The sequence below is a fragment of the Microbacterium sp. Root1433D1 genome (genome assembly GCF_001426835.1).
GTDB lineage: Bacteria > Actinomycetota > Actinomycetes > Actinomycetales > Microbacteriaceae > Microbacterium > Microbacterium maritypicum.
The window spans coordinates 561,520-581,613 of the sequence record NZ_LMFN01000002.1 but is presented as its reverse complement, the minus strand read 5'-3'; the positions used below and the strand labels follow the sequence as shown (position 1 = coordinate 581,613).

Sequence of the window (20,094 nt, the reverse complement as noted above, 5' to 3'; positions counted from 1 at the left end):
ATAACGCTCCAGCCTGTGCGCTTCATCCACGCGGCCGCCTTCTCGGCGGAACTCACAGGTTAATCCCAGCACCGGAGGTTATGGGGCGCGTCGGAGGTCAGCGAGGGATCAGCGCTTTGAGTGCCACGTCCGCGCGATCGGAGACGATTCCGTGGGCGCCGAGAGCGATGAGGCGCTGCATGTGTTCGGGCTCGTTCACCGTCCATACGTGGACTTCGACGTCATGCCGTCTGGCAGCGCGGACGAGTGCCGGCGTCATGACCTTCAGCGCACCGTAGCGCTCGGGTATCTGCAGAGCGTCGACCTCCCGGAGCACACGAGCGGGGGAGAGGCGCAGCGCCGACAGAGCCCTCAGCGCGGCGATCGTTCCGCTCCCACCGGATGTGGCGGGGCGAAGTGCTGCTCCGGACCGCAAGACCGAGGCGAGCGCGGCTCGACGGGTCGCGTCGGAGAAGCTCGTCAGGAGCACCCGGTGCGTGTGCTCGACCAGTATCGGTCCGAGCGGATCGACGGCTGCGGGGGTCTTCACATCGATGTTGAAGCGGACGTCCGGGAAGGAAGCCAGTGCCTCGGCCACCGTCAGGAGCCCGCCGTGGTCCGCGAAGAGCATCCGGAGCTCTCGAGTGCGCACCTCCCGCACGCTGCGGCTGTCGCCGACCAGCCGGGTCAGTGTCTCATCGTGGAACAGGACGACATCGCCATCAGCCGTGACCTGGCAGTCGGTCTCGATGTAGTCGATGCCTGCCGCATGCGCAGCGGCGAATGCCGCAGCGGAGTTCTCCCAGACGCCCGAGTCCTCGCCTGCCGCGGTGATCAGACCGCGGTGGGCGAGGACTCGGGGATGCCGCGTCTTCGAGAAGTACGGGTGCGTCACGCGCCCGGCAGCGTGTTCGTCGGGCCCTGGCCCGGCTTCGGGGTGAATGCACTGCCGATGCCCTTGAGCGCCTCGGTGAGTTCGCTCGGGATGATCCACAGCTTGTTGGACTGACCCTCGCTGATCTTCGGCAGCATCTGGAGGTACTGGTAGGCGAGGAGCTTGTCGTCCGGCTCGCCCTGATGGATCGCGCTGAAGACGTTCTGAATGGCCTCGGCCTCACCCTGCGCACGCAGCACGGCGGCCTGCTTGTCGCCCTCTGCGCGGAGGATCTCGGCCTGGCGAGCACCTTCGGCTTCCAGGATCGCGGACTGCTTCGTTCCCTCTGCCGTCAGGATCGCGGCGCGGCGGTCACGCTCGGCGCGCATCTGCTTCTCCATGGAGTCCTGGATCGAGATGGGCGGGTCGATCGCCTTGAGCTCGACGCGACCGACGCGGATGCCCCACTTGCCTGTCGCCTCGTCGAGGACGACACGGAGCTGACCGTTGATGTTGTCGCGGCTGGTGAGCGCCTCTTCGAGGTTAAGTCCACCGACGACGTTACGCAGAGTGGTGGTCGTCAGCTGCTCGACCGCGCCGAGGTAGTTCGCGATCTCGTAGGTCGCGGCGCGCGCATCGGTGACCTGGAAGTAGACGACCGTGTCGATCGACACGACGAGGTTGTCCTCGGTGATCACCGGCTGCGGCGGGAACGAGACGACCTGCTCGCGCATGTCGATCAGAGGGCGCAGGCGATCGATGAAGGGCACGAGGACGTTGAGCCCGGGGGTGAGGGTCTTGTGGTAGCGCCCGAGGCGTTCGACGACCCCCGCTGTGGCCTGCGGGATGATGCGGATCGCGCGAGCGACGGTGACCACCACGAAGATGATCACCGCGATCACGAGGACCCACAGGATCGCGGTGGGGATGAACGATGCGTCGTTCACGGGGTTCTCCTAGTCGTTGACGGGACGGACGATGGCGGTCGCGCCGTTGATCGCACTCACGGCGACCGGAGCGCCCTGGGGGATCGGCACGGGTGTGGCGGTGCGTGCGGTCCAGGTGTCGCCGTTGGCGAGCTTGACCTGACCCGAGATCTGCGTGATCTCGTGCAGCGCGATGCCGCGGAGGTCGACGAGGGCGTCGACGTTCGACTTCGTCGGATCCTCCCCGCGCCGCAGGCGCTTGAGCAGCGGCGGCCGCAGGAAGAGGATGAACAGCGCGGCCGCGGCGGCGGCGATGATCACCTGCACCCACACCGGGACGCCGATCAGGTCGGTGACCAGACCGACGACGCTGCCGAAGCTCAGCATGAGGAAGGTGAAATCCAGCGAGAGCATCTCGATGACGAGGAAGACGGCGATCAGGACCAGCCAGCCGATCCAAGCCCATTGGTCGATGAACGTGACGAATGTCGTGAAGTTGTCCATGCGGCCTCCTTTGTGGTCAACGTATCACGCGGGCGTGCGCGGATCCGGGTGCCACAGCGCGCGCTTGGTAGTGTGTGAGGGCCGTGCGATCACGGCTTTTTCACGCATCATGAGGAGTCACCGTGACCGACGTTCTTCCCGCAGGATCCCTTGACGGCAAGGTCGCCCTTGTCACCGGTTCATCGCGGGGCATCGGCGCCGACACCGTGCGCTACCTCGCTGAGGCCGGTGCCGACGTCGTCATCAACTTCCGCAACAAGGCACCGCGTGCCGAGAAGCTGGCCGCGCAACTGCGCGAGCTCGGTCGTCGTGCGCTCGTCGTGGGTGCCGACCTGACCGACCCCGAGTCCGTCGCCGAGATGTTCGACGCCATCCGCGCGGAGTACGGGCGTCTCGACGTGCTCGTGCTCAACGCGTCCGGCGGCATGGAGTCCGGCATGGCCGAGGACTACGCACTCACCTTGAACCGCGACGCCCAGCTCAACGTTCTGAACGCGGCCACGCCGCTGCTCGGCGAAGGCGCGCGCGTCGCGTTCGTCACCAGCCACCAGGCCCACTTCATCCGGACCACCCCGACCATGCCGGAGTACGAGCCCGTGGCACTCTCCAAGCGCGCAGGAGAAGACGCGCTGCGCGAGCTCATCCCCGGTCTGGCCGCGAAGGGCATCGGGTTCACGGTCGTCTCCGGCGACATGATCGAGGGGACGATCACCGCGACGCTGCTGGAGCGGGCGAACCCGGGAGCGATCGCGGAGCGCCGGGAATCGGCGGGCAAGCTCTACAACGTCTCGGAGTTCGCGGCAGAGGTCGCCAAGGCAGCCGTCGACCCCGTGCCCGCGGACAACACGCGCCTCGTGGGTGACGTGAGCGCCTTCGCGGCCGAGTAGTACGACACAGAGAATCGGCCCCGTCCTGCATCATGCAGGACGGGGCCGATCGTGTTTCAGGCGATGAGCGTCAACTCGCCGCTCCGCCCTGGACGGCGGAGACGAACTCCTTCGCGTCCCGACCGAGCGTGATGGCACGCACGATCTGAACGATGCCGAGCACGACCAGCGAGATGCCCAGCAGGAGCCAGAACGCGAAGCCGGCGATCAGCGGCGAGAACAGGACGATGATTCCGGCGACGATGCTGAGGATCGCGTAGAGGACGGTCCAGACCCGCGACCCGTCGCTGCCGAGCAGCGTGAGGGCGACGATCCCGTCGACGATCCAGCTGACGCCGATGAAGATCACGACGACGAACGCGAGCGTGGCTGCGGCGGCGTTCAGGTTGAAGAACGCGATGACACCGGCTGCGATGTACAGCAGGCCGAGGACGATGTGGCCGACGCGGGCCCATCCTCCCTTCGCGCTCGAGAAGATGCCGAGCCCGACGTAGACGAGACCGGCGACGACCAGGTACGACGCGAAGATCGCCGTCACGATGACCGCGGACTTGATGGGCCAGACGAGGAGGACGATTCCGGCGATCAGCGCGATGACGCCGGCGACCGCCAGCGTGACCCGGATTGACTTGAACAGAGACTTGGCCTCCGTGAGTGGTTCAGACATGGTGGGGAGCCCTTTCTGAGAAGATGCTGTGAGGATGCATCCTCAGGGTAGCGCTCCCGTGGTCCGGGATGGGGGAGAAGGTCCCACCCGCGTTTCGCTCCGTCACGCCGCGACTTCCGGCGACATGGCAAGATCGAGTCGTGCCCGCCGTCGACGAAGATCGCCTGCGTGAGCTCGCCGTGATGAGAAGGGTCAGAGACCGCATCGACCGCGAGTACGCCAGGCCGCTCGACGTGCAGGCTCTCGCGGACGGCGTGCACATGTCGGCCGGGCATCTGAGCCGACAGTTCCGCGAGGCCTACGGCGAATCGCCGTACTCCTACCTGATGACTCGGCGGATCGAGCGCGCGATGGCGCTGCTACGGCGCGGTGACCTGACGGTGACGGAGGTGTGCTTCGAAGTGGGGTGCTCCTCGCTCGGCTCGTTCAGCACGAGATTCTCGGAGCTGGTCGGTGTCGCACCCAGCGTGTACCGTGAACGCGCCGCCACCGTCGAGGGGATTCCCTCGTTCCACGCCAAACAGGTGACCAGACCGATCAGGAATCGAGAAGCGCCGCGCACCGACGCGCACCTACCGTGAACACCATGAACATCCGCATCCATTACGCATTCCTTCCGCACACCGACGCCGAAGCGGCGCTCGGTTTCTACCGCGACGCCCTCGGCTTCGAGGTTCGCAACGACGTCGGCTACGACGGGCTGAGGTGGCTCACGGTCGGCCCGCCCGGCCAGCCGGAGACGTCGATCGTGCTGCATCCGCCGGCGACCGACCCCGGTATCACCGACGTCGAGCGCCAGACGATCCTCGAGCTCATCGCGAAGGGCAGCTACGCGGCGCTGACACTGGCCAGCGACGACGTCGACGCGCTGTTCGAACGCCTCGTCGAACGCGGCGCCGACGTCGTCCAGGAGCCTATCGACCAGCCCTACGGGGTTCGCGACTGCGCGTTCCGCGACCCCGCGGGCAATCTGCTGCGTATCAATCAAGCCGCCTGATATCTCCACCGACCACACGAAGGACGCCGATGACCACGGACGAGCACCCCGCCGACACCCACGACCTGATCCGCGTGCAGGGCGCGCGCGAGAACAATCTGAAGGACGTCAGCGTCGACATCCCGAAGCGCCGCCTCACCGTTTTCACCGGCGTCTCCGGTTCAGGGAAGAGCTCGCTCGTCTTCGACACGATCGCTGCGGAGTCGCGGCGCATGATCGATGAGACCTACAGTGCCTTCGTCCAGGGCTTCATGCCCTCGGTTCCACGACCCGACGTCGACGTGCTCGAGGGACTGACGACGGCGATCATCGTCGACCAGGAACGCCTCGGCGCGAACCCGCGATCGACCGTCGGCACCGTGACCGACGCGAACGCGATGCTGCGCATCCTGTTCAGCAAGCTCGGACAGCCCTACATCGGCGGGCCGACGGCATTCTCGTTCAACATCCCGACGCAGAAGGCCAGCGGCGTGATGACCGGCCCTGGAGGGGCGAAGAAGATCGTGAAGGACGCGATCTATCTCGGCGGCATGTGCCCACGATGCGAAGGCAGGGGAGCGGTGTCCGACATCGACCTCGCCCAGATCGTCGATGAGACGAAGTCTCTCGACGAAGGTGCCATCATGGTGCCCGGCTACACCGCCGAAGGATGGATGGTGAAGGGTTTCTCCCAGTCGGGGTTCTATCCGGGCGACAAGCCGATCTCGCAGTTCACCGAGAAGCAGCGTCACCTCTTCCTCTACGGCGAGGTCACGAAGGTGAAGATCTCCGGGATCAACATGACCTATGAGGGTCTCATCCCGAAGATCACCAAGTCGATGCTGTCGAAAGACCTCGATGCGCTGCAGCCACACGTCCGCGCCTTCGTCGAGCGTGTCGCCACCTTCGCGGTCTGCCCGGAGTGCGACGGCACCCGCCTGACCGAAGGTGCGCGCTCCTCGAAGATCGAGGGCGTGAGCATCGCCGACGCCTGCCGTATGCAGGTTACGGATCTGGCCGACTGGGTGCGCGGACTCGATCTTCCCGAAGCGGGCCCGCTTCTGCAGGCGCTCAGCGCCAACCTCGACGCCTTCGTCACGCTGGGGCTCGGTTACCTCAGTCTGGAACGACCCTCCGGCACGCTGTCCGGGGGAGAGGCGCAGCGCATCAAGATGCTCCGGCATCTGGGCTCTTCACTCACCGACATCACCTACGTCTTCGACGAGCCGACGATCGGCCTGCACCCGCACGACATCCAGCGCATGAACGGGCTCCTGCTCCAGCTGCGCGACAAGGGCAACACCGTGCTGGTCGTGGAACACAAGCCCGAGACCATCGTGATCGGCGACCACGTGGTCGACCTGGGGCCTGGTGCGGGAAACGCCGGTGGCGAGATCTGCTTCGAGGGCACGGTCGAGGGGCTGAAGGCGAGCGGCACGAAGACCGGCGAGCATCTCGACGACAGGGCACAGTTGAAGGATGCGGTGCGCTCGGGCACGGGAGCCATCGAGGTGCGAGGGGCGACTGCGAACAACCTGCAGGCCGTCGATGTCGACATCCCGACCGGCGTGCTCACGGTCGTGACGGGAGTGGCTGGCTCCGGCAAGAGCTCGCTCATCCACGGATCGGTCTCGAACCGCGACGGTGTCGTGTCGATCGATCAGGCGGCGATCAAGGGGTCCCGCCGCAGCAACCCCGCGACCTACACAGGGCTTCTCGAGCCGATCCGCAAGGCGTTCGCGAAGGCCAACGGCGTCAAGCCCGCTCTGTTCAGCGCGAACTCCGAGGGCGCCTGCCCGTCATGCAAGGGTGCGGGCGTCATCATCACCGAGCTCGGCTTCATGGACACCATCGAGACGCCGTGCGAAGACTGCGGAGGCAAGCGCTTCCAGGTCGGCGTGCTCGAGTACAAGCTCGCGGGCAAGGACATCACCGAGGTTCTCGACCTCCCGGTCTCCGAGGCCCGGGTGTTCTTCAGTGAGGGAGAGGCCAAGCTGCCTGCGGCCGCGGCCATCCTCGGCCGGTTGGAAGACGTGGGGCTCGGGTATCTCTCGCTGGGACAGCCGCTGTCGACGCTGTCGGGTGGCGAACGTCAGCGCATCAAGCTGGCGATCCAGATGGGGGAGAAGGGGGACGTGTACGTGCTCGACGAGCCCACCACGGGCCTTCACCTGGCGGATGTCGACAAGATCCTCGGCCTCCTGGATCGACTCGTCGACGCCGGGAAGACCGTGATCGTGATCGAGCACCATCAGGCGGTCATGGCGCACGCGGATTGGATCATCGACATCGGGCCCGGAGCCGGTCACGACGGCGGCAAGATCGTCTTCGAGGGAACACCGACGGATTTGGTATCCCAAAAATCGACGTTGACGGGGGAGCACCTCGCAGCCTACGTCGGCGTGTGAGAGGAGTAGGGGCGCATCACCTGAGGCGCCCCCGGCGCTCGGGGCCGCCGCGGAAGTCGCCTCAGTCCCGCCGGGCGATGATCGTGTAGGTGCACGGCATCAGATCGCGTTCGGCCTCGGGCCAGGCATAGCCACCGGCGACCTCGACCATGCGGTCGCTGAACTGCCATGGCAGGGTCCGGCCCTCGTCGAAGTGCAAGAGGCGTAGACCTGCGCGCAGCAGCGCGCCGAGGATCTCGGACAACGAGTGGGGCCACTCGTAGGTGCGCGCGTGGGAGATGCGACCGTCGCCGGCATAGGTGGATTCGTCATCCCACTGCTGTGCATGCCCGGTCGCGAAGTACGGATATCGCGTGGTCAGACTTGCGGCGTCCTCATCCAACGCATAGAGGGCGGGATGGCCGTCGCGGATGAAGAACACGCCGCCGGGGCGCAACAGCGCGACGATCTGCGCGGCCCAACGATCCAGGTCATCGAGCCAGGTGATCGTCCCGATACTCGTGTAGACGACGTCGAAGTCGCCGACGACGGCGGCCCGCGCATCGAGGACATCAGTCTCCACCCACGTGGCCTCGACGCCCAGACGCGTCGCGAGCTCACCTGCCGTGTGAAGCGCCGACGGCGAGAAGTCGACGCCGGTGACCCTCGCGCCGGCGCGGGCCAGTGAGACGGTGTCGGTGCCGATGTGGCACTGCAGGTGGCACAGGTCGAGTCCGGACAGACCGCCCGACGGAAGGAATGCAGACATTGTGGCGAGATCGTCGCGCACGACATCACTCAGATGATCCGGATCGTCGAACGCTTCGAGTCCGTACGCTTCCTCGTGCACAGGAACGCGATCTTCCCAGTTCGCCTGGTTCGCCCGCCGTGCAGATTCCCAGTCGATGTCGACATTGCTTCCATTCACGGTGCGAGCCTATCGAGTGCCGCATTCCGGCGAGGAGCAATATCCGATAATGCACATTATGTCAGCTCATGGAAAACCGACCTATCCCCGATCACCGAAGATCTGCCGTGCGCGGGCCACGATGTCGTCGAGGCGGGATTGCAGATAGGGGCCGGGGCATTCGGTCCCCGACCACGTTTCGCGGTGAGAGACGACGTGGGCTCGGTCGATCGTGAACGACACCGGCACGCCGTCCAGACTCTTGCCGTCGAAGGTCGCAAGCCACGCGATCATCTGCGCGAGTTCTTCGAGTTGCGCCTCCGTCACCGCGTACTCAGGTGCCCCGCTGGCGTTGAGAGTCTCCACCGCGACGGACCGCCAGTTCCAGTCAGCGCCGGTTGCGGACGGTTTCGCGGACGGACGAATCAACTCGATGACGGAACCGTCGTTGCGTAGGTAGAAGGTCGGTGCGGATGATCGCTTGTTGCAGCGGGACAGGAAGTCCAATTGGTCTGCCGTCGTCCCCGTGTGGTGGATGATGAACCGGTCGATGACCGGTCTCACCACGTGGCCGTCGCTTCCCGCGGTGTCGCGGTTGGCCCGGTTCGTGGGATTCGCACAGTCCGTGAACCCGAGAGGCGCCTCGAGGCCGCGAACCGCCCGCTCGTAGACAGGGTCGTACTCCGGCAGCCCCCTCGGGTTGTTCAGATCCCGGATCGTAGCCTCACTGACGGGCGCTCCCGGGGCCGTCGCGAGGCACATCCCCGCCGCGGTCGCCCCGATCCCCACACCCGCAGCGAGGAGAAAGCGCCGACGTGTGTGTGTCGAAGGTGCGGCGGGGTCGGGCTGCGGGGAGTGCGACATCCGCCTATTCAACACGCGCCCGCCGGGAACGGGGTGATGAACGCAGCTCCACGGAACCGCCCCCTCCCCATGCGATGATCGTTGCGTGCATCCGACCGCCCATGAGCCGCCCGGTTATGCGTGTCCGTTCTGCAGGTTCCAACACGGTCTGTTCGACGAACTCAGCATGCCCTCAGACGTGGTCGCCGTCACCGACCGCGCATTCGCCCGGATCGCCCCGAAGTGGTGGCCGGGAAACCCCGGAGCTGTCCTCGTCATCCCACGGACGCACGTGGAGAACATCTACGAGCTGTCGCCGGAGGACGGCTTCGCGGTGTGGGATCTGACGCAGAGAGTGGCGATCGGCGTCCGGTCATCGTACGAATGCGAGGGGACCTCGATCCGACAGCACAATGAACCCGCAGGAGACCAGGACGTCTGGCACCTGCACGTGCATGTGTTCCCGCGCTATCCGGACGATCGGCTGTACCAACGACACGGTGACGCGGAGTGGGTGGATCCCGACCGTCGCAGAGCATTCGCATCGAGGCTCAGGGCCACAATGGGGATGCCGTTCACGCTCGATTGATCGCCGTCTCGACCCCGCCGGGCGGGCGCTGCGAGAATGGACCGATGACTCCAACCGGCAGCGACTCCACCCGGCTCGTCATCTTGCGCGGCGATGCGGCCTCGGGCAAGACGACGACGGCGACGGCGCTGCGGCCGAATCTCGGTGAGCGGGTGGCTCTCATCTCGCAGGATCACTTTCGCCGGGAGCTGCTGCACGACCCCGATCGGCTGAGGCGGTCCAGGGATGCCAGCGTCCTGATCGTCGGCGCTGCCAGACAGGCACTCAACCTCGGATACGACGTGATTCTCGATGGGGTCTTCAACCTGCGCGACTACTCCGACGTCTTCGAGAGCTTGTATCGCGACCACCGCGGGACGACGTGCATCTACCAGTTCGACGTCGGTCTCGACGAGACGATCCGGCGCCACGCGGGGAGGCCGCTCGCGAACGACTTCGGTGAGGACAGGATCCGCGAATGGCACGACGGGTGGCAACCACTCCCCTGGTTCGATGAGCGGCGGGTCGGACCGGAGACGACTACCGAAGAACTCGTGAAGATCATCGTGGAAGACCTCGGCGGCGGCATGCCCATGTGATTGCGCCACACACGATCACCGGACGGCGAGACGACCGACATCGACGAGTCCGCCTCCTGCGCTACCGCGGTCGCAGCTGGCTGTAGACGAGCATGTCCTTGCGCTCATCACCGATCGTCTGCCACGTTCCCGGAGGAGTAGCGTTGGGGAGGTGCAGCAGGTCTCCCACTCCCCCGTCTCGACACCGGGGTGGCGAGCATGGCTGATCTGGTCCGTCGGAGTCGCGGCATATGTGCTCGCGATCACGAACCGCACATCTCTCGGCGCCGTGGGCGTCGAAGCGGCGGACCGGTTCCAAGCGGATGCGTCGACGCTGGCGCTGTTCGCCGTGGTGCAGCTCGCCGTCTACGGCGGCATGCAGATCCCCGTCGGTATTCTGCTGGATCGCTTCGGGTCGCGTCCGATCATGACGATCGGCATGTTGCTCATGGCCGCGGGCCAGCTGACCATGGCGCTCTCCCCCAGCATCGGCGTCGCGATCTTCGCACGCGTGCTGCTCGGCGCAGGCGACGCCGCGATCTTCCCCGCTGTACTGCGTCTGGTGGCGACCTGGTTTCCTGCGCAACGAGGGCCGATCATGGTCCAGTTCACCGGCATCATCGGCCAGACCGGCCAGCTGATCGCCCTGGTTCCCGTCGCTGCACTCCTGCACGCCACCAGCTGGAGCATCACCTTCGGCAGCATCGCCGGCCTCGGCGTGCTCTTCACGATCCTCGTCGCCTTGGTCATCCGCAACCATCCCGCAGAGCGCGGTGCCGACGTGACAGTGAACACCGATACCGGCGTCATCCGCGTCGTCACCTCCGCGATAGATACCGGAGTCGGCATACGCGCAGCCTGGGCGCACCCGGGAACGCGTCTCGCGTTCTGGTCGCACTTCACCACGCCGTTCGCGGGCACCGCGTTCGTTCTCCTCTGGGGTATGCCGTTCCTCACCGCTGCGGAGGGACTCGATACCGCGCACGCCGCAGGCATCATCTCGGTATATGTCATTGCAGGCATGCTTCTCGGACCGATCATCGGCGATCTCTCCCGCCGGCTGCCGAATCACCGCTCCCTCGCTCTCGTGCTCCCCGCCGTCGGAGTGCAGATGGTCGCCTGGATCGCCGTCATCGCCCTGCCAGGCACCGCACCGAGCTGGCTCCTCTACGTACTGGCCATCGCGCTCGCGACCGGCGGACCCGCATCGATGATCGCCTTCGATCACGCGCGCACACACAACCCGTCCCACAGGCTCAGCACGGCAACCGGGGTGACGAACGCCGGCGGCTTCATCGCCGCACTCATCGCCATCTTCCTGATCGGACTCGCCCTTGACCTCCAGGGCGCCGGCACTCCCGAGACCTATTCGCTCGATGCCTTCCGGATCGCGTTCCTCATGCCGATCCCCCTCTGGATCATCGGCACCGTGTTCATCCTCATCGAACGCAAGCGGACGCGGATCCGCATGGGTCTGGATCCCGAACGGCGGCGCTGAACCTCAATCCGCACAGCGTTTCCCGCTGCGTGGCTCGAAATCGGCGCGCGGAGTCCGGTGCGGTCACGGCGGGGCTGACGACGGGGAGGTCAACGACCGCGCGGGGTCCACCCGGAGGGAAGCGGCCCCTCCTGCACGGCTCGCTCCCGGTCGGCCCGTGCGGACCAGCCCTGTGCACGGTCGACCGTGTCGAACGCACCCCGAGCCAGTCGGAGACCGACATCCTCATGATGCATGCGCGGTGCTCCCCCACGGCGGACAGATGCCCGCACGCTCCAGGCGTCGTCGGCGAACCCGCCGCCACGGAACACGCGGTAGTCGTCGTAGCGGGCGGGGTCCAACAGGTCCCAGCACCATTCCCAGACGTTGCCGAGCGTGTCGAAGAGACCGTGGAGGTTCGGCAGTTTGCCGCCGATGTCCTGCGGCGACGAGACGCCGTCCGCGCTCGTCCACGCGGCGTCGGCCAGAGGCGCATAGTGCGGTCCGGTGGAACCGGCCCGGCACGCGAACTCCCACTCCGCTTCGGTGGGCAACCGGTACCCGTCTGCGGTCGTGTCCCAGGCGACGTCCTCACCATCGAACAGGTAGACCCGATCCAGGCCCTCCCACTCGGATGCGGCGTTGCAGAAGTGGATGGCGCGCAGCCAGCTGAGGTCGGATGCGGGGCGACGAGGGTGGCGCACCGGGATGCCGAGCACCTCTGCGAGCTGCTCCTCCGTCACCGGATACACGCCGATCTCGAAGGGCTCCAGCGTGACCACGCGCTGCTCCTCGCGACGTGCGTCCCGCAGTGTCAGCACGCCGGCGGGGATGCGGGCGAACTCGAAATCGCTCACCGGTCCCCCGCGTCCGAGCGACGGACTCGATTCACGAGGGCACTCGCTCTACCCAGGACGGGAACTTGGCCGTGCGACCGTCGCCGGAGGATGTGCGGGTCACGCGCCGACGGACCCAGGGGCCCACGAACTCCCGATAGTAGGCAAGCCCCGACGGCCCCGCACCGAGGCGATCGCTCGGCGCCCACCAAGTCTCCGGCGGCTCGAAGCCGAGAGCATGCAGCACCCGAGCCGCCACGCGGTGATGGCCCGCCGCGTTCATGTGCAGCCGGTCGTCCGCCCAGTAGGCGCCACGGGAGAGCTCACGATCCGGCCAGTTGAATGCACGGACCACATCGGGGCGCTCTTCGATCCGTCGAAGCACGGCATCAGAGAGGAGATCTCCGCGCCGTTGAACGAGGGATCCCATCGGAAGCTGTCCACTCGGGTTCGCCCCGGAGAGCAGGATCATGGTCACCCCCTCCTCGTCGCACCGGCGCAGCACGCGGCTGAACGCATCGGCGATGTGCTCGACATCGGTGCGTGGGCGAAGCATGTCGTTGCCTCCGCCGTTGAAGGAGAGATGTGTCGGCCTCAGCGCGAGCGCGGGCTCGAGCTGCTGCTCGACGATCGGCCAGGCGAGCTTGCCTCTGATCGCGAGGTTGGCGTACTGGATCGAGTGTCCTGCGGCATCCGCCCACCCTTGAGCCGCGAGATCCGCCCAGCCGCGCTCACGCCCATCCGGGAGGACATCGCCGACCCCCTCGGTGAAGGAATCGCCGATCGCCACGAACCGCACATCTGCCATCGTCCCAGCCTATTGCGGCAGACGAGAGCAGGCGTCAACGATCGTCGAGCGCCTGCCCGCCGCGGTCGACGAGCCCCCATGCTGCGGCCGCAGCACCGAGGAAGCACACCCCGAACACCGCGAACAGCAGCGGCGCTCCACCGGCGAGCAGCAGCACCGGAACGGAGAGCGGCGCCACGATCGATGCGATGCGACCCACTCCTGCCGCCCAACCGGCGCCCGTTCCCCGCAGCGAGGTGGGATAGATCTCGGGGGTCACGGCGTACAGGGCTCCCCAGGCGCCCAGGTTGAAGAACGACAGAGCCATGCCCGCGGCGATGATGGCGCCCTCGGTCGTCGCCGTGCCGAAGACCACTGCAGACACCGCAGAACCGAGCAGGAACACCGACAGCGTCAGCCGACGCCCCCACACCTCGATCAGCCACGCCGCGACAGCATAGCCCGGCAGCTGGGCCAGCGTGATGATGAGGGTGAAACCGAACGAACGCACCAGATCGAACCCGGCATCCACGAGGATGCTCGGTATCCAGATGAACGCCCCGTAGTAGGCGAAGTTCACGCCCAACCACACCATCCACAGGCACAGTGTGCGCACTCGGAACTCCGGGTTCCAGAGCGTTGCCAGCCGCGCGCGTGCGGTGACCGCGATCGCACGTGATGCCGGCTCCTTGCGGATAGCGGGGGCACCGCCCACCCCGGCATCGGCCTCGAACGCCGAGACGATGCGGTCTGCTTCCGCGATGCGTCCTCGCGAGGCGAGCCAGCGGGGCGATTCCGGCATCCGCCACCGCACGAAGAGTGCGTACACGGCAGGGATCGCGCCGAGCGCGAAGGCCCAGCGCCACCCGTCATCGGAGGCCGGTATGACGAGGAAGCCGATCACGGCGGCCGCGGTCCATCCGAGTGCCCAGAAGGCCTCCAGCACCACGATCAGCCGGCCACGGATCCGGGCCGGAGCGAACTCGCTCACATACGTCGATGCGACCGGGAGCTCGGCGCCGAGGCCGAGACCGACCAGGAAGCGGAGAACGAGCAGTGCCGCGAGACCTCCGACGAGCGCGCTGGCACCGGTCGCGATGCCGTATACGAGCAGCGTGAGCGCGAACACCTGCCGTCGTCCGAAACGATCCGCCAGCAGGCCACCGAGCGTCGCGCCGATGGCCATGCCGATGAACCCGACCGAGGCGATCCAACCGGCTTCGCCCTTCGTCAGCCCCCACTGCTGCGTGAGCGCGGCGAGGATGAAGGAGATCAGACCGACATCCATCGCGTCCAAAGCCCAGCCGAGCCCCGACCCCGTCAGGAGGCGCAGGTGGCGACGGGTGAACGGCAGGACGTCCAGGCGCTCGGCCAGAGATGAGCGGCTCGGCAAGGCGGTGTTGGCCATGCTCTTCATCGTAGAGCCGAGCGCCCGACGTCCCGCGCCCGATGACGTCAGTCCTGAGCGTCGAGGATCCGCTTCACCCGCGGGATAACCTCGGTGCCGTACAGCTCGATGCTGCGCATCATCGACTCGTGCGACAGGGTGCCTGTGGCGTACTTCAAGTCGAACCGGCCGAGTCCCAGCGTCGTGATCGTGTCGGCGATCTTCGCCGCGACGCGATCCGGCGAGCCCGCGTAGATCGCTCCTTCAGGACCGATGTCGTTCTGGAAGCGCGCGCGGCTGTATGCCGGCCATCCGCGCTCACGTCCGATCGTGTTGTTCATGGCCTCGAAACCGGAGTACGCGGCGTCCCAGGCCTCCGCATCCGTCTCGGCGATGTGGCCGGGCGAATGCACCGAGACGGGGTGCGACGTCGTGCCGAAGGAGGCCACGGAGCGGTGGTACAGGTCGACGAAGGGCTTGAACCGCGCCGCCGATCCCCCGATGATCGCGAGCATCAGGCCGAGGCCATGGCGTGCGACACGGACGACCGACTCAGGGCTGCCCCCCACACCGACCCAGGTGCGCAGACCCTTCTCGGTCTTCGGGAACACGTTCGCATTCTCGAGCGAAGCGCGCATGGTGCCCGACCACGTCACCGGCTCCTCCTTGAGGAGCTCGACGAACAGCTCGAGCTTCTGCTCGAAGAGTGCGTCGTAGTCACGGAGGTCATAGCCGAACAACGGGAACGACTCGATGAAGGAGCCGCGGCCGAGAACCACCTCGGCACGACCGTTCGAGAGAGCATCCAACGTCGAGAACCGCTCGAAAACGCGCACAGGGTCGTCGGACGAGAGCACCGTCACCGCCGTGCCCAAACGGATGTGCGTGGTGCGGGCCGCGATAGCGGCCAGCACCATCTCCGGGGCAGAGACCGCGAACTCCGCGCGGTGGTGCTCCCCCACCCCGAAGAAGTCCACACCGACCGTGTCGGCCAGCTCTGCCTGCGCGACGATGTTGCGGATCGTCTGCGCGCCGGTGAGGAGCTCTCCGTCCGCGTTCCTGGTGATGTCGCCGAACGTGTCCAACCCGAATTCGATGCCCATGTCATCCCTTCCTATTCAGATGAATGAACACGCCTCGGCCGGACCGCATTCCCGTCAGCGCGGAAGCAAGGCGCTGCGCAGCGTGTCGAGGCCGACACCGCCCATGTCGAGTGCGCGCTTGTGGAAGTCCTTGAACGAGAACGCATCGCCTTCGGCTGCGCGGACGCCGTCACGGACCTGTTCCCAGATGCGCTGACCGACCTTGTAGGACGGCGCCTGACCAGGCCAGCCCAGGTAGCGATTCACCTCGAACTGCACGAACTGATCGGACATGTTCACGTTCCGGCGCATGAAGTCCAGTGCGTACTCGGCGTCCCAGACACCCGTACCGTCGAGTCGAGGCTTGCCCAGGTGCACGCCGATGTCGAGCACCACGCGGGCGGCCCGCATACGCTGCCCGTCGAGCATGCCGAGACGGTCAGCGGGATCGTCGAGGTAGCCCAGCTGCTCCATCAGACGCTCGGCATACAGAGCCCAGCCCTCGGCATGACCCGAGGTGCCGGCGAGCAGACGGCGCCAGGAGTTGAGCTCGGCCCGGTTGTACACGGCCTGCGCGATCTGGAGGTGGTGTCCCGGCACGCCCTCATGGAACACCGTGGTCAGCTCGCGCCAGGTGTCGAACTCGGTGACGCCCTCGGGGACCGACCACCACATGCGGCCGGGGCGGGAGAAGTCGTCCGTCGGCCCGGTGTAGTAGATGCCGCCCTCCTGCGTGGGGGCGATCATGCACTCGAGAGTGCGGATGGCCTCCGGGATGTCGAAGTGCGAGGCGCCGAGCTCGGCGACAGCGCGGTCGCTTGTCTCCTGCATCCACCTCTGGAGCGCGTCGGTGCCGACGAGCTTGCGGGCCGGGTCGGCCTCGAGGTGGGCGACGGCCTCTTCCACGGATGCACCGGGCAGGATCTCGTTCGCGATCGCGGTCTGCTCCGCCACCATGCGCGCGAGCTCCTCGCGCCCCCACTCGTACGTCTCATCGAGGTCGATCGTCGCCCCGAGGAAGCGACGGGAGTTGAGCGCATACAGGTCGCGTCCGACTGCGTCGACCTCGCCCGTCGCGGGAGCGAGCTCTTCCACGAGGAAGCGACGAAGCTCGTCGTAGGCGACCCGTGCCGCGGCGGAGTTGTCGGCGAGGCTGCGCGCGAGCGAAGCGGGCAGCTGCCCCTCGTCGGGATCGGCATCGGCCACGAAGGCGGCGAAGAAGCCGTCGTCGGCCGTGTAGCGGTCGATCTGCGTCGCGACCTCGACGACCTGGCGTCGCGCCGGCGTCACGCCCTCGGCGATACCGGTCCGCAGGGTCTCGATGTAACCGCGCAGTGCCTCGGGGACCGCGGCGAGCCTCGTCGCGACCACATCCCAGTTCTCGACGGTCGCGGTCGGCATCAGATCGAATGCCGCGCGCACATCCTGTGCGGCCGAGGCGATGACGTTGAGGTCCCGCAGATGCCACTTCGCGTCGTGCAGCTCGAGGTCGAGACGCAGCTCGGCTCCGAGGTCGGTCTTGGTGACCTCGTCGATCGCATCGACCGGCTCGAGTGCGGAGAGCTTGTCGAGCGTCGCGCGGGTCGCCGCGGCGATCTCCTCGTGCCCCGCCGGGCTCAGGTCACCGAAACGGTCGTTCACCTCATCGCGGCCGATATACGTCCCGAGCGTGGGCGCCAGGACCGCGATCGTGTCGACCCATTCATCGGCGACGGCGTCGATGGCGGAGGGGGTTCGGGGAGCTGAAGTCATAGCTGTCAGCCTAATCCCCGGCCCCCTTCCGCCGCCGGACCTCAGTGCGCGGCTTCGTTCCAGTCGCGACCGCGTCCGACCTGCACGTCGAGCGGCACCGACAAGTCGGCGGCGTCACCCATCCGCGCCCGCACGATGCGCTCCGTCGCTTCCCACTCCCCGGGAGCGACCTCGACGACGAGCTCGTCATGGATCTGGAGCAGCACGCGCGAGGAGAGCTGCTCGGAGCGGAGATCATCGTGGATGTGCAGGAGCGCGATCTTCATGATGTCTGCGGCACTGCCTTGGATGGGGGCGTTGAGGGCCGCGCGCTCGGCGTTCTCGCGCAGCACCCGGTTCGGGCTCGCCAGGTCGGGGAATGGACGGCGGCGGCCGAAGATCGTCTCGGTGTAGCCGACCTCCTTCGCCTTCATGACCGACGCGCGCAGATAGTCGCGCACCGCGCCGAACCGAGCGAAGTACTCGATCATGAGCTGCTTGGCCTCGGACTGCTCGATGCGCAGCTGCTTGGAGAGGCCGAACGCGGAGAGCCCGTACACAAGGCCGTACGACATCGCCTTGACCTTGGTGCGCATTGCCGCTGTCACCTCGCTCGGCTCGACGCCGAAGACCCGCGCACCGACGAAACGGTGCAGGTCTTCCCCGCTGTTGAACGCCTCGATGAGGCCTTCGTCGCCGGAGAGGTGCGCCATGATGCGCATCTCGATCTGCGAGTAGTCGGCGGTGAGAAGCGCCTCGTAGCCCTCGCCCACCTCGAACGCGCTGCGGATGCGACGGGATTCCTCGGTACGCACCGGGATGTTCTGCAGGTTGGGGTCGGTGCTGGAGAGACGCCCCGTCTGGCTTCCGGTCTGCACATACGTCGTGTGCACCCGGTGATCGTCGCCGATGGCGGTATCGAGCGACTCGATGATCTGACGCAGCTTGGTGGCCTCACGGTGCTGCAGCAGCAGGTTCAGGAACGGGTGGGGGTTGCTCTCCTGCAGGTCGGCGAGAACCGCGGCATCCGTCGAGTACCCGGTCTTGGTCTTACGGGTCTTCGGCAGCTGCAGGTCTTCGAACAGGACCTCCTGCAGTTGCTTGGGCGAGCCGAGGTTGAACTCGCGTCCGACCACGGAGAAGGCCTCCTGCGCGAGTGTCTCGGCGCGGGCGGCGAGCTCTCCGGAGAACGTGGACAGCACGTCGTGCGAGACCGCCACGCCCGCGACCTCCATGTCGGCGAGGGTGAGCAGCGTCGGCAGCTCGATGTCGACCAAGACCTTGGCGACCGGCTCGGGGATGTCCTCCCGAAGAGCATCGGCGACACGCAGCGCGAACCACGCCTCCTGCGAAGGCGTCGCGCCCTCGGTCTCGGGCACGAGCTGCGACGGGTCGGCCTCGGGGAGCTTCTCGCCCAGGTAGCGCTCGACCAGGTCGGAGAGGGTCTTGTCCGGGAAGCTGGGTCGCAGCAGCCAGCCGGCGAGACTCGTGTCGTAGGAGAGGCCGCCGAGGCGGATGCCTTGACGGATCAGCGCCTTCACCTGCGCCTTCGCGTCGTGGAGCACCTTCGGCGCGTCGGACTCGAGCCATCCGCGCAGCGCCTCGGGCGCGGCTTCGGTCCAGTCGGATTCGCGGAGCTCGGTCAGGGTGGCGGCACCGATGCGCACGGGCACTCCGCCCTGTGTCGTGACACGGAGGGAGACTTCGCCTTCCTGTGCCGAACCCCAGGCAGCGAGCTCGGCGGGCGTCACCTCCACAGGCACAGGAAGGACGATCACGGATGCGGGATCGTCGGCGACCTCGCCCGCACCGACGGCCTCGAACACCCGCGGGAGCAGTGTGCGGAACTCCAGGCGCGCGAAGATGTCACGCACGGCCTGGGCATCGATCGGCGCGACCGCGAGATCGGCAGGGCCGACGGGAAGCTCCACATCGGTGAGCAGCCGGTTGAGCTTGCGGTTGCGGCGCACGTCGTCGATGTGATCGCGGAGGTTGCCGCCGACCACACCCTTGATCTCGTCGGCTCGGGCGATCAGTTCGTCGAGCGACCCGAACTGCGTGAGCCACTTGACGGCGGTCTTCTCCCCCACCTTCGGCACACCGGGCAGGTTGTCGCTGGTCTCGCCGACGAGAGCGGCGATGTCGGGATACTGCTCCGGCCGGACCCCGTAGCGCTCCTGGACGGTCGTCGGGTCGTAGCGCTTGAGCTGGGAGACGCCCTGCACCGACGGGTACAGCAGCGTGACATCGTCGTTGACGAGCTGGATCGTGTCGCGGTCGCCCGAGACGACGAGCACGTCGAAGCCCTGTTCGGCACCCTGAGACGCCAGCGTGGCGAGGATGTCGTCGGCCTCGATCCCCTCCTTCGTCAGCACCGGGATCGACATCGCGGTGAGGCACTCCTGGAGCAGGGGGATCTGCCCCTTGAACTCCTGAGGCGACTCGGAGCGCGTGGCCTTGTACTCCGGGTACTCGTCGGTGCGGAAGGAGTGACGCGAGGTGTCGAAGGCGATCGCCAGGTGCGTCGGCTGCTCGGCCTTGATGAGGTTCACCAGCATCGACAGGAAGCCGTAGATGCCGTTCGTGTGCTGGTTGTCTTTGGTCGTGAAGTTGTCGACCGGGAGGGCGAAGAAGGCACGATAGGCGAGCGAATGGCCGTCGACGACCATGAGGGTAGGCTTTGCGGAGTCCGTCACCC

At 66.9% G+C, this 20,094-nt stretch carries 19 protein-coding genes; 7 read left to right on the top strand and 12 right to left on the bottom strand.

Annotated elements, in window-relative coordinates; translation table 11 throughout:
* Positions 1–97: 97 nt before the first annotated feature.
* From ASD13_RS08685 to ASD13_RS08675, 3 genes are read right to left on the bottom strand one after another with little or no spacing between them, the layout of a single operon-like run.
* Positions 98–874, bottom strand: a complete 777-nt coding sequence (locus ASD13_RS08685) for a glycerophosphodiester phosphodiesterase family protein (protein ID WP_055868250.1) — start codon at positions 872–874, stop codon at positions 98–100.
* Positions 871–1,800 (bottom strand): SPFH domain-containing protein, encoded by a 930-nt coding sequence (locus ASD13_RS08680; protein ID WP_055868247.1) that lies wholly within the window; start codon positions 1,798–1,800, stop codon positions 871–873. The genes ASD13_RS08685 and ASD13_RS08680 overlap by 4 nt, the downstream gene beginning before the upstream one ends.
* Before the next feature lie 9 nt (positions 1,801–1,809).
* Positions 1,810–2,283 carry an NfeD family protein gene (locus ASD13_RS08675; RefSeq protein ID WP_017830621.1) on the bottom strand — a complete coding sequence of 158 codons (474 nt, stop codon included), beginning with the start codon at positions 2,281–2,283 and terminating at the stop codon, positions 1,810–1,812.
* A 122-nt stretch (positions 2,284–2,405) separates the two neighbouring features.
* On the opposite strand from ASD13_RS08675, the gene ASD13_RS08670 reads away from it, so the two are divergent.
* Positions 2,406–3,170, top strand: a complete 765-nt coding sequence (locus ASD13_RS08670; protein ID WP_055868245.1) for an SDR family oxidoreductase — start codon at positions 2,406–2,408, stop codon at positions 3,168–3,170.
* Positions 3,171–3,240: 70 nt separating this feature from the next.
* On the opposite strand, the gene ASD13_RS08665 is transcribed toward ASD13_RS08670, so the two are convergent.
* The gene (locus tag ASD13_RS08665) at positions 3,241–3,837 is read right to left on the bottom strand and encodes an HdeD family acid-resistance protein (protein ID WP_017830619.1); all 597 of its coding nucleotides are present in this window, start codon (positions 3,835–3,837) and stop codon (positions 3,241–3,243) included.
* Between the two features lie 182 nt (positions 3,838–4,019).
* Here ASD13_RS08665 and ASD13_RS08660 point away from each other — a divergent pair, with 182 nt between their 5' ends.
* The 3 genes from ASD13_RS08660 to ASD13_RS08650 are packed head-to-tail and all read left to right on the top strand — an operon-like array spanning position 4,020 to position 7,221.
* Positions 4,020–4,418, top strand: coding sequence for a helix-turn-helix transcriptional regulator (locus ASD13_RS08660; protein ID WP_055869161.1), 399 nt, complete (start codon positions 4,020–4,022; stop codon positions 4,416–4,418).
* Between the two features lie 5 nt (positions 4,419–4,423).
* A complete protein-coding gene (locus tag ASD13_RS08655; RefSeq protein ID WP_055869160.1) occupies positions 4,424–4,834 on the top strand; it encodes a VOC family protein in 411 nt (136 codons plus the stop codon).
* 29 nt (positions 4,835–4,863) lie between these two features.
* Positions 4,864–7,221 carry an ATP-binding cassette domain-containing protein gene (locus ASD13_RS08650; protein ID WP_055868242.1) on the top strand — a complete coding sequence of 786 codons (2,358 nt, stop codon included), beginning with the start codon at positions 4,864–4,866 and terminating at the stop codon, positions 7,219–7,221.
* A 61-nt stretch (positions 7,222–7,282) separates the two neighbouring features.
* On the opposite strand, the gene ASD13_RS08645 is transcribed toward ASD13_RS08650, so the two are convergent.
* Together ASD13_RS08645 and ASD13_RS17730 are read right to left on the bottom strand one after the other, a co-directional pair.
* Complete coding sequence (locus ASD13_RS08645; RefSeq protein ID WP_055868238.1) at positions 7,283–8,128, bottom strand: class I SAM-dependent methyltransferase; 846 nt, start codon at positions 8,126–8,128, stop codon at positions 7,283–7,285.
* Positions 8,129–8,209: 81 nt separating this feature from the next.
* Positions 8,210–8,869 carry a peptidoglycan recognition protein family protein gene (locus tag ASD13_RS17730; protein WP_268776187.1) on the bottom strand — a complete coding sequence of 220 codons (660 nt, stop codon included), beginning with the start codon at positions 8,867–8,869 and terminating at the stop codon, positions 8,210–8,212.
* A 268-nt stretch (positions 8,870–9,137) separates the two neighbouring features.
* Here ASD13_RS17730 and ASD13_RS08635 point away from each other — a divergent pair, with 268 nt between their 5' ends.
* The 3 genes from ASD13_RS08635 (at position 9,138) to ASD13_RS08625 (ending at position 11,594) form a co-directional block, all read left to right on the top strand.
* Complete coding sequence (locus ASD13_RS08635; protein WP_082531450.1) at positions 9,138–9,539, top strand: HIT family protein; 402 nt, start codon at positions 9,138–9,140, stop codon at positions 9,537–9,539.
* Between the two features lie 44 nt (positions 9,540–9,583).
* Positions 9,584–10,117 carry an AAA family ATPase gene (locus ASD13_RS08630; RefSeq protein WP_055868228.1) on the top strand — a complete coding sequence of 178 codons (534 nt, stop codon included), beginning with the start codon at positions 9,584–9,586 and terminating at the stop codon, positions 10,115–10,117.
* A 151-nt stretch (positions 10,118–10,268) separates the two neighbouring features.
* Positions 10,269–11,594: an MFS transporter gene (locus tag ASD13_RS08625; protein ID WP_055868225.1), complete on the top strand. Its 1,326-nt coding sequence runs from the start codon at positions 10,269–10,271 to the stop codon at positions 11,592–11,594.
* Between the two features lie 89 nt (positions 11,595–11,683).
* Here the strand turns inward: ASD13_RS08625 and ASD13_RS08620 are convergent, their stop codons facing one another.
* Genes ASD13_RS08620 through polA form a run of 6 tightly spaced genes read right to left on the bottom strand, consistent with a single transcriptional unit; the run spans position 11,684 to position 20,092 of the window.
* Positions 11,684–12,430: a formylglycine-generating enzyme family protein gene (locus ASD13_RS08620; RefSeq protein WP_055868222.1), complete on the bottom strand. Its 747-nt coding sequence runs from the start codon at positions 12,428–12,430 to the stop codon at positions 11,684–11,686.
* 31 nt (positions 12,431–12,461) lie between these two features.
* A complete protein-coding gene (locus ASD13_RS08615; RefSeq protein ID WP_200935131.1) occupies positions 12,462–13,217 on the bottom strand; it encodes an SGNH/GDSL hydrolase family protein in 756 nt (251 codons plus the stop codon).
* Between the two features lie 34 nt (positions 13,218–13,251).
* Positions 13,252–14,604, bottom strand: coding sequence for an MFS transporter (locus tag ASD13_RS08610; protein ID WP_055868216.1), 1,353 nt, complete (start codon positions 14,602–14,604; stop codon positions 13,252–13,254).
* A 47-nt stretch (positions 14,605–14,651) separates the two neighbouring features.
* Positions 14,652–15,686, bottom strand: a complete 1,035-nt coding sequence (locus ASD13_RS08605; RefSeq protein ID WP_055868212.1) for an LLM class flavin-dependent oxidoreductase — start codon at positions 15,684–15,686, stop codon at positions 14,652–14,654.
* 54 nt (positions 15,687–15,740) lie between these two features.
* Entirely contained in the window at positions 15,741–17,417 is a 1,677-nt protein-coding gene (locus ASD13_RS08600) for a DUF885 domain-containing protein (protein ID WP_055868209.1), read from the bottom strand.
* 41 nt (positions 17,418–17,458) lie between these two features.
* A complete protein-coding gene (gene polA, locus ASD13_RS08595; protein WP_055868206.1) occupies positions 17,459–20,092 on the bottom strand; it encodes a DNA polymerase I in 2,634 nt (877 codons plus the stop codon).
* Between the last annotated feature and the right edge of the window lie 2 nt (positions 20,093–20,094).

Bases quoted from the DNA above. Each gene is read 5' to 3' on its own strand.
- ASD13_RS08605 (WP_055868212.1), bottom strand. From the start codon at position 15,686: ATGGGCATCGAATTCGGGTTGGACACGTTCGGCGACATCACCAGGAAC.
- ASD13_RS08635 (WP_082531450.1), top strand. From the start codon at position 9,138: ATGCCCTCAGACGTGGTCGCCGTCACCGACCGCGCATTCGCCCGGATC.
- ASD13_RS08650 (WP_055868242.1), top strand. From the start codon at position 4,864: ATGACCACGGACGAGCACCCCGCCGACACCCACGACCTGATCCGCGTG.
- ASD13_RS08600 (WP_055868209.1), bottom strand. From the start codon at position 17,417: ATGACTTCAGCTCCCCGAACCCCCTCCGCCATCGACGCCGTCGCCGAT.
- ASD13_RS08665 (WP_017830619.1), bottom strand. From the start codon at position 3,837: ATGTCTGAACCACTCACGGAGGCCAAGTCTCTGTTCAAGTCAATCCGG.
- ASD13_RS08615 (WP_200935131.1), bottom strand. From the start codon at position 13,217: ATGGCAGATGTGCGGTTCGTGGCGATCGGCGATTCCTTCACCGAGGGG.
- ASD13_RS08660 (WP_055869161.1), top strand. From the start codon at position 4,020: ATGAGAAGGGTCAGAGACCGCATCGACCGCGAGTACGCCAGGCCGCTC.
- ASD13_RS08675 (WP_017830621.1), bottom strand. From the start codon at position 2,283: ATGGACAACTTCACGACATTCGTCACGTTCATCGACCAATGGGCTTGG.
- ASD13_RS08610 (WP_055868216.1), bottom strand. From the start codon at position 14,604: ATGGCCAACACCGCCTTGCCGAGCCGCTCATCTCTGGCCGAGCGCCTG.
- ASD13_RS08655 (WP_055869160.1), top strand. From the start codon at position 4,424: ATGAACATCCGCATCCATTACGCATTCCTTCCGCACACCGACGCCGAA.
- ASD13_RS08630 (WP_055868228.1), top strand. From the start codon at position 9,584: ATGACTCCAACCGGCAGCGACTCCACCCGGCTCGTCATCTTGCGCGGC.
- ASD13_RS17730 (WP_268776187.1), bottom strand. From the start codon at position 8,869: ATGTGCCTCGCGACGGCCCCGGGAGCGCCCGTCAGTGAGGCTACGATC.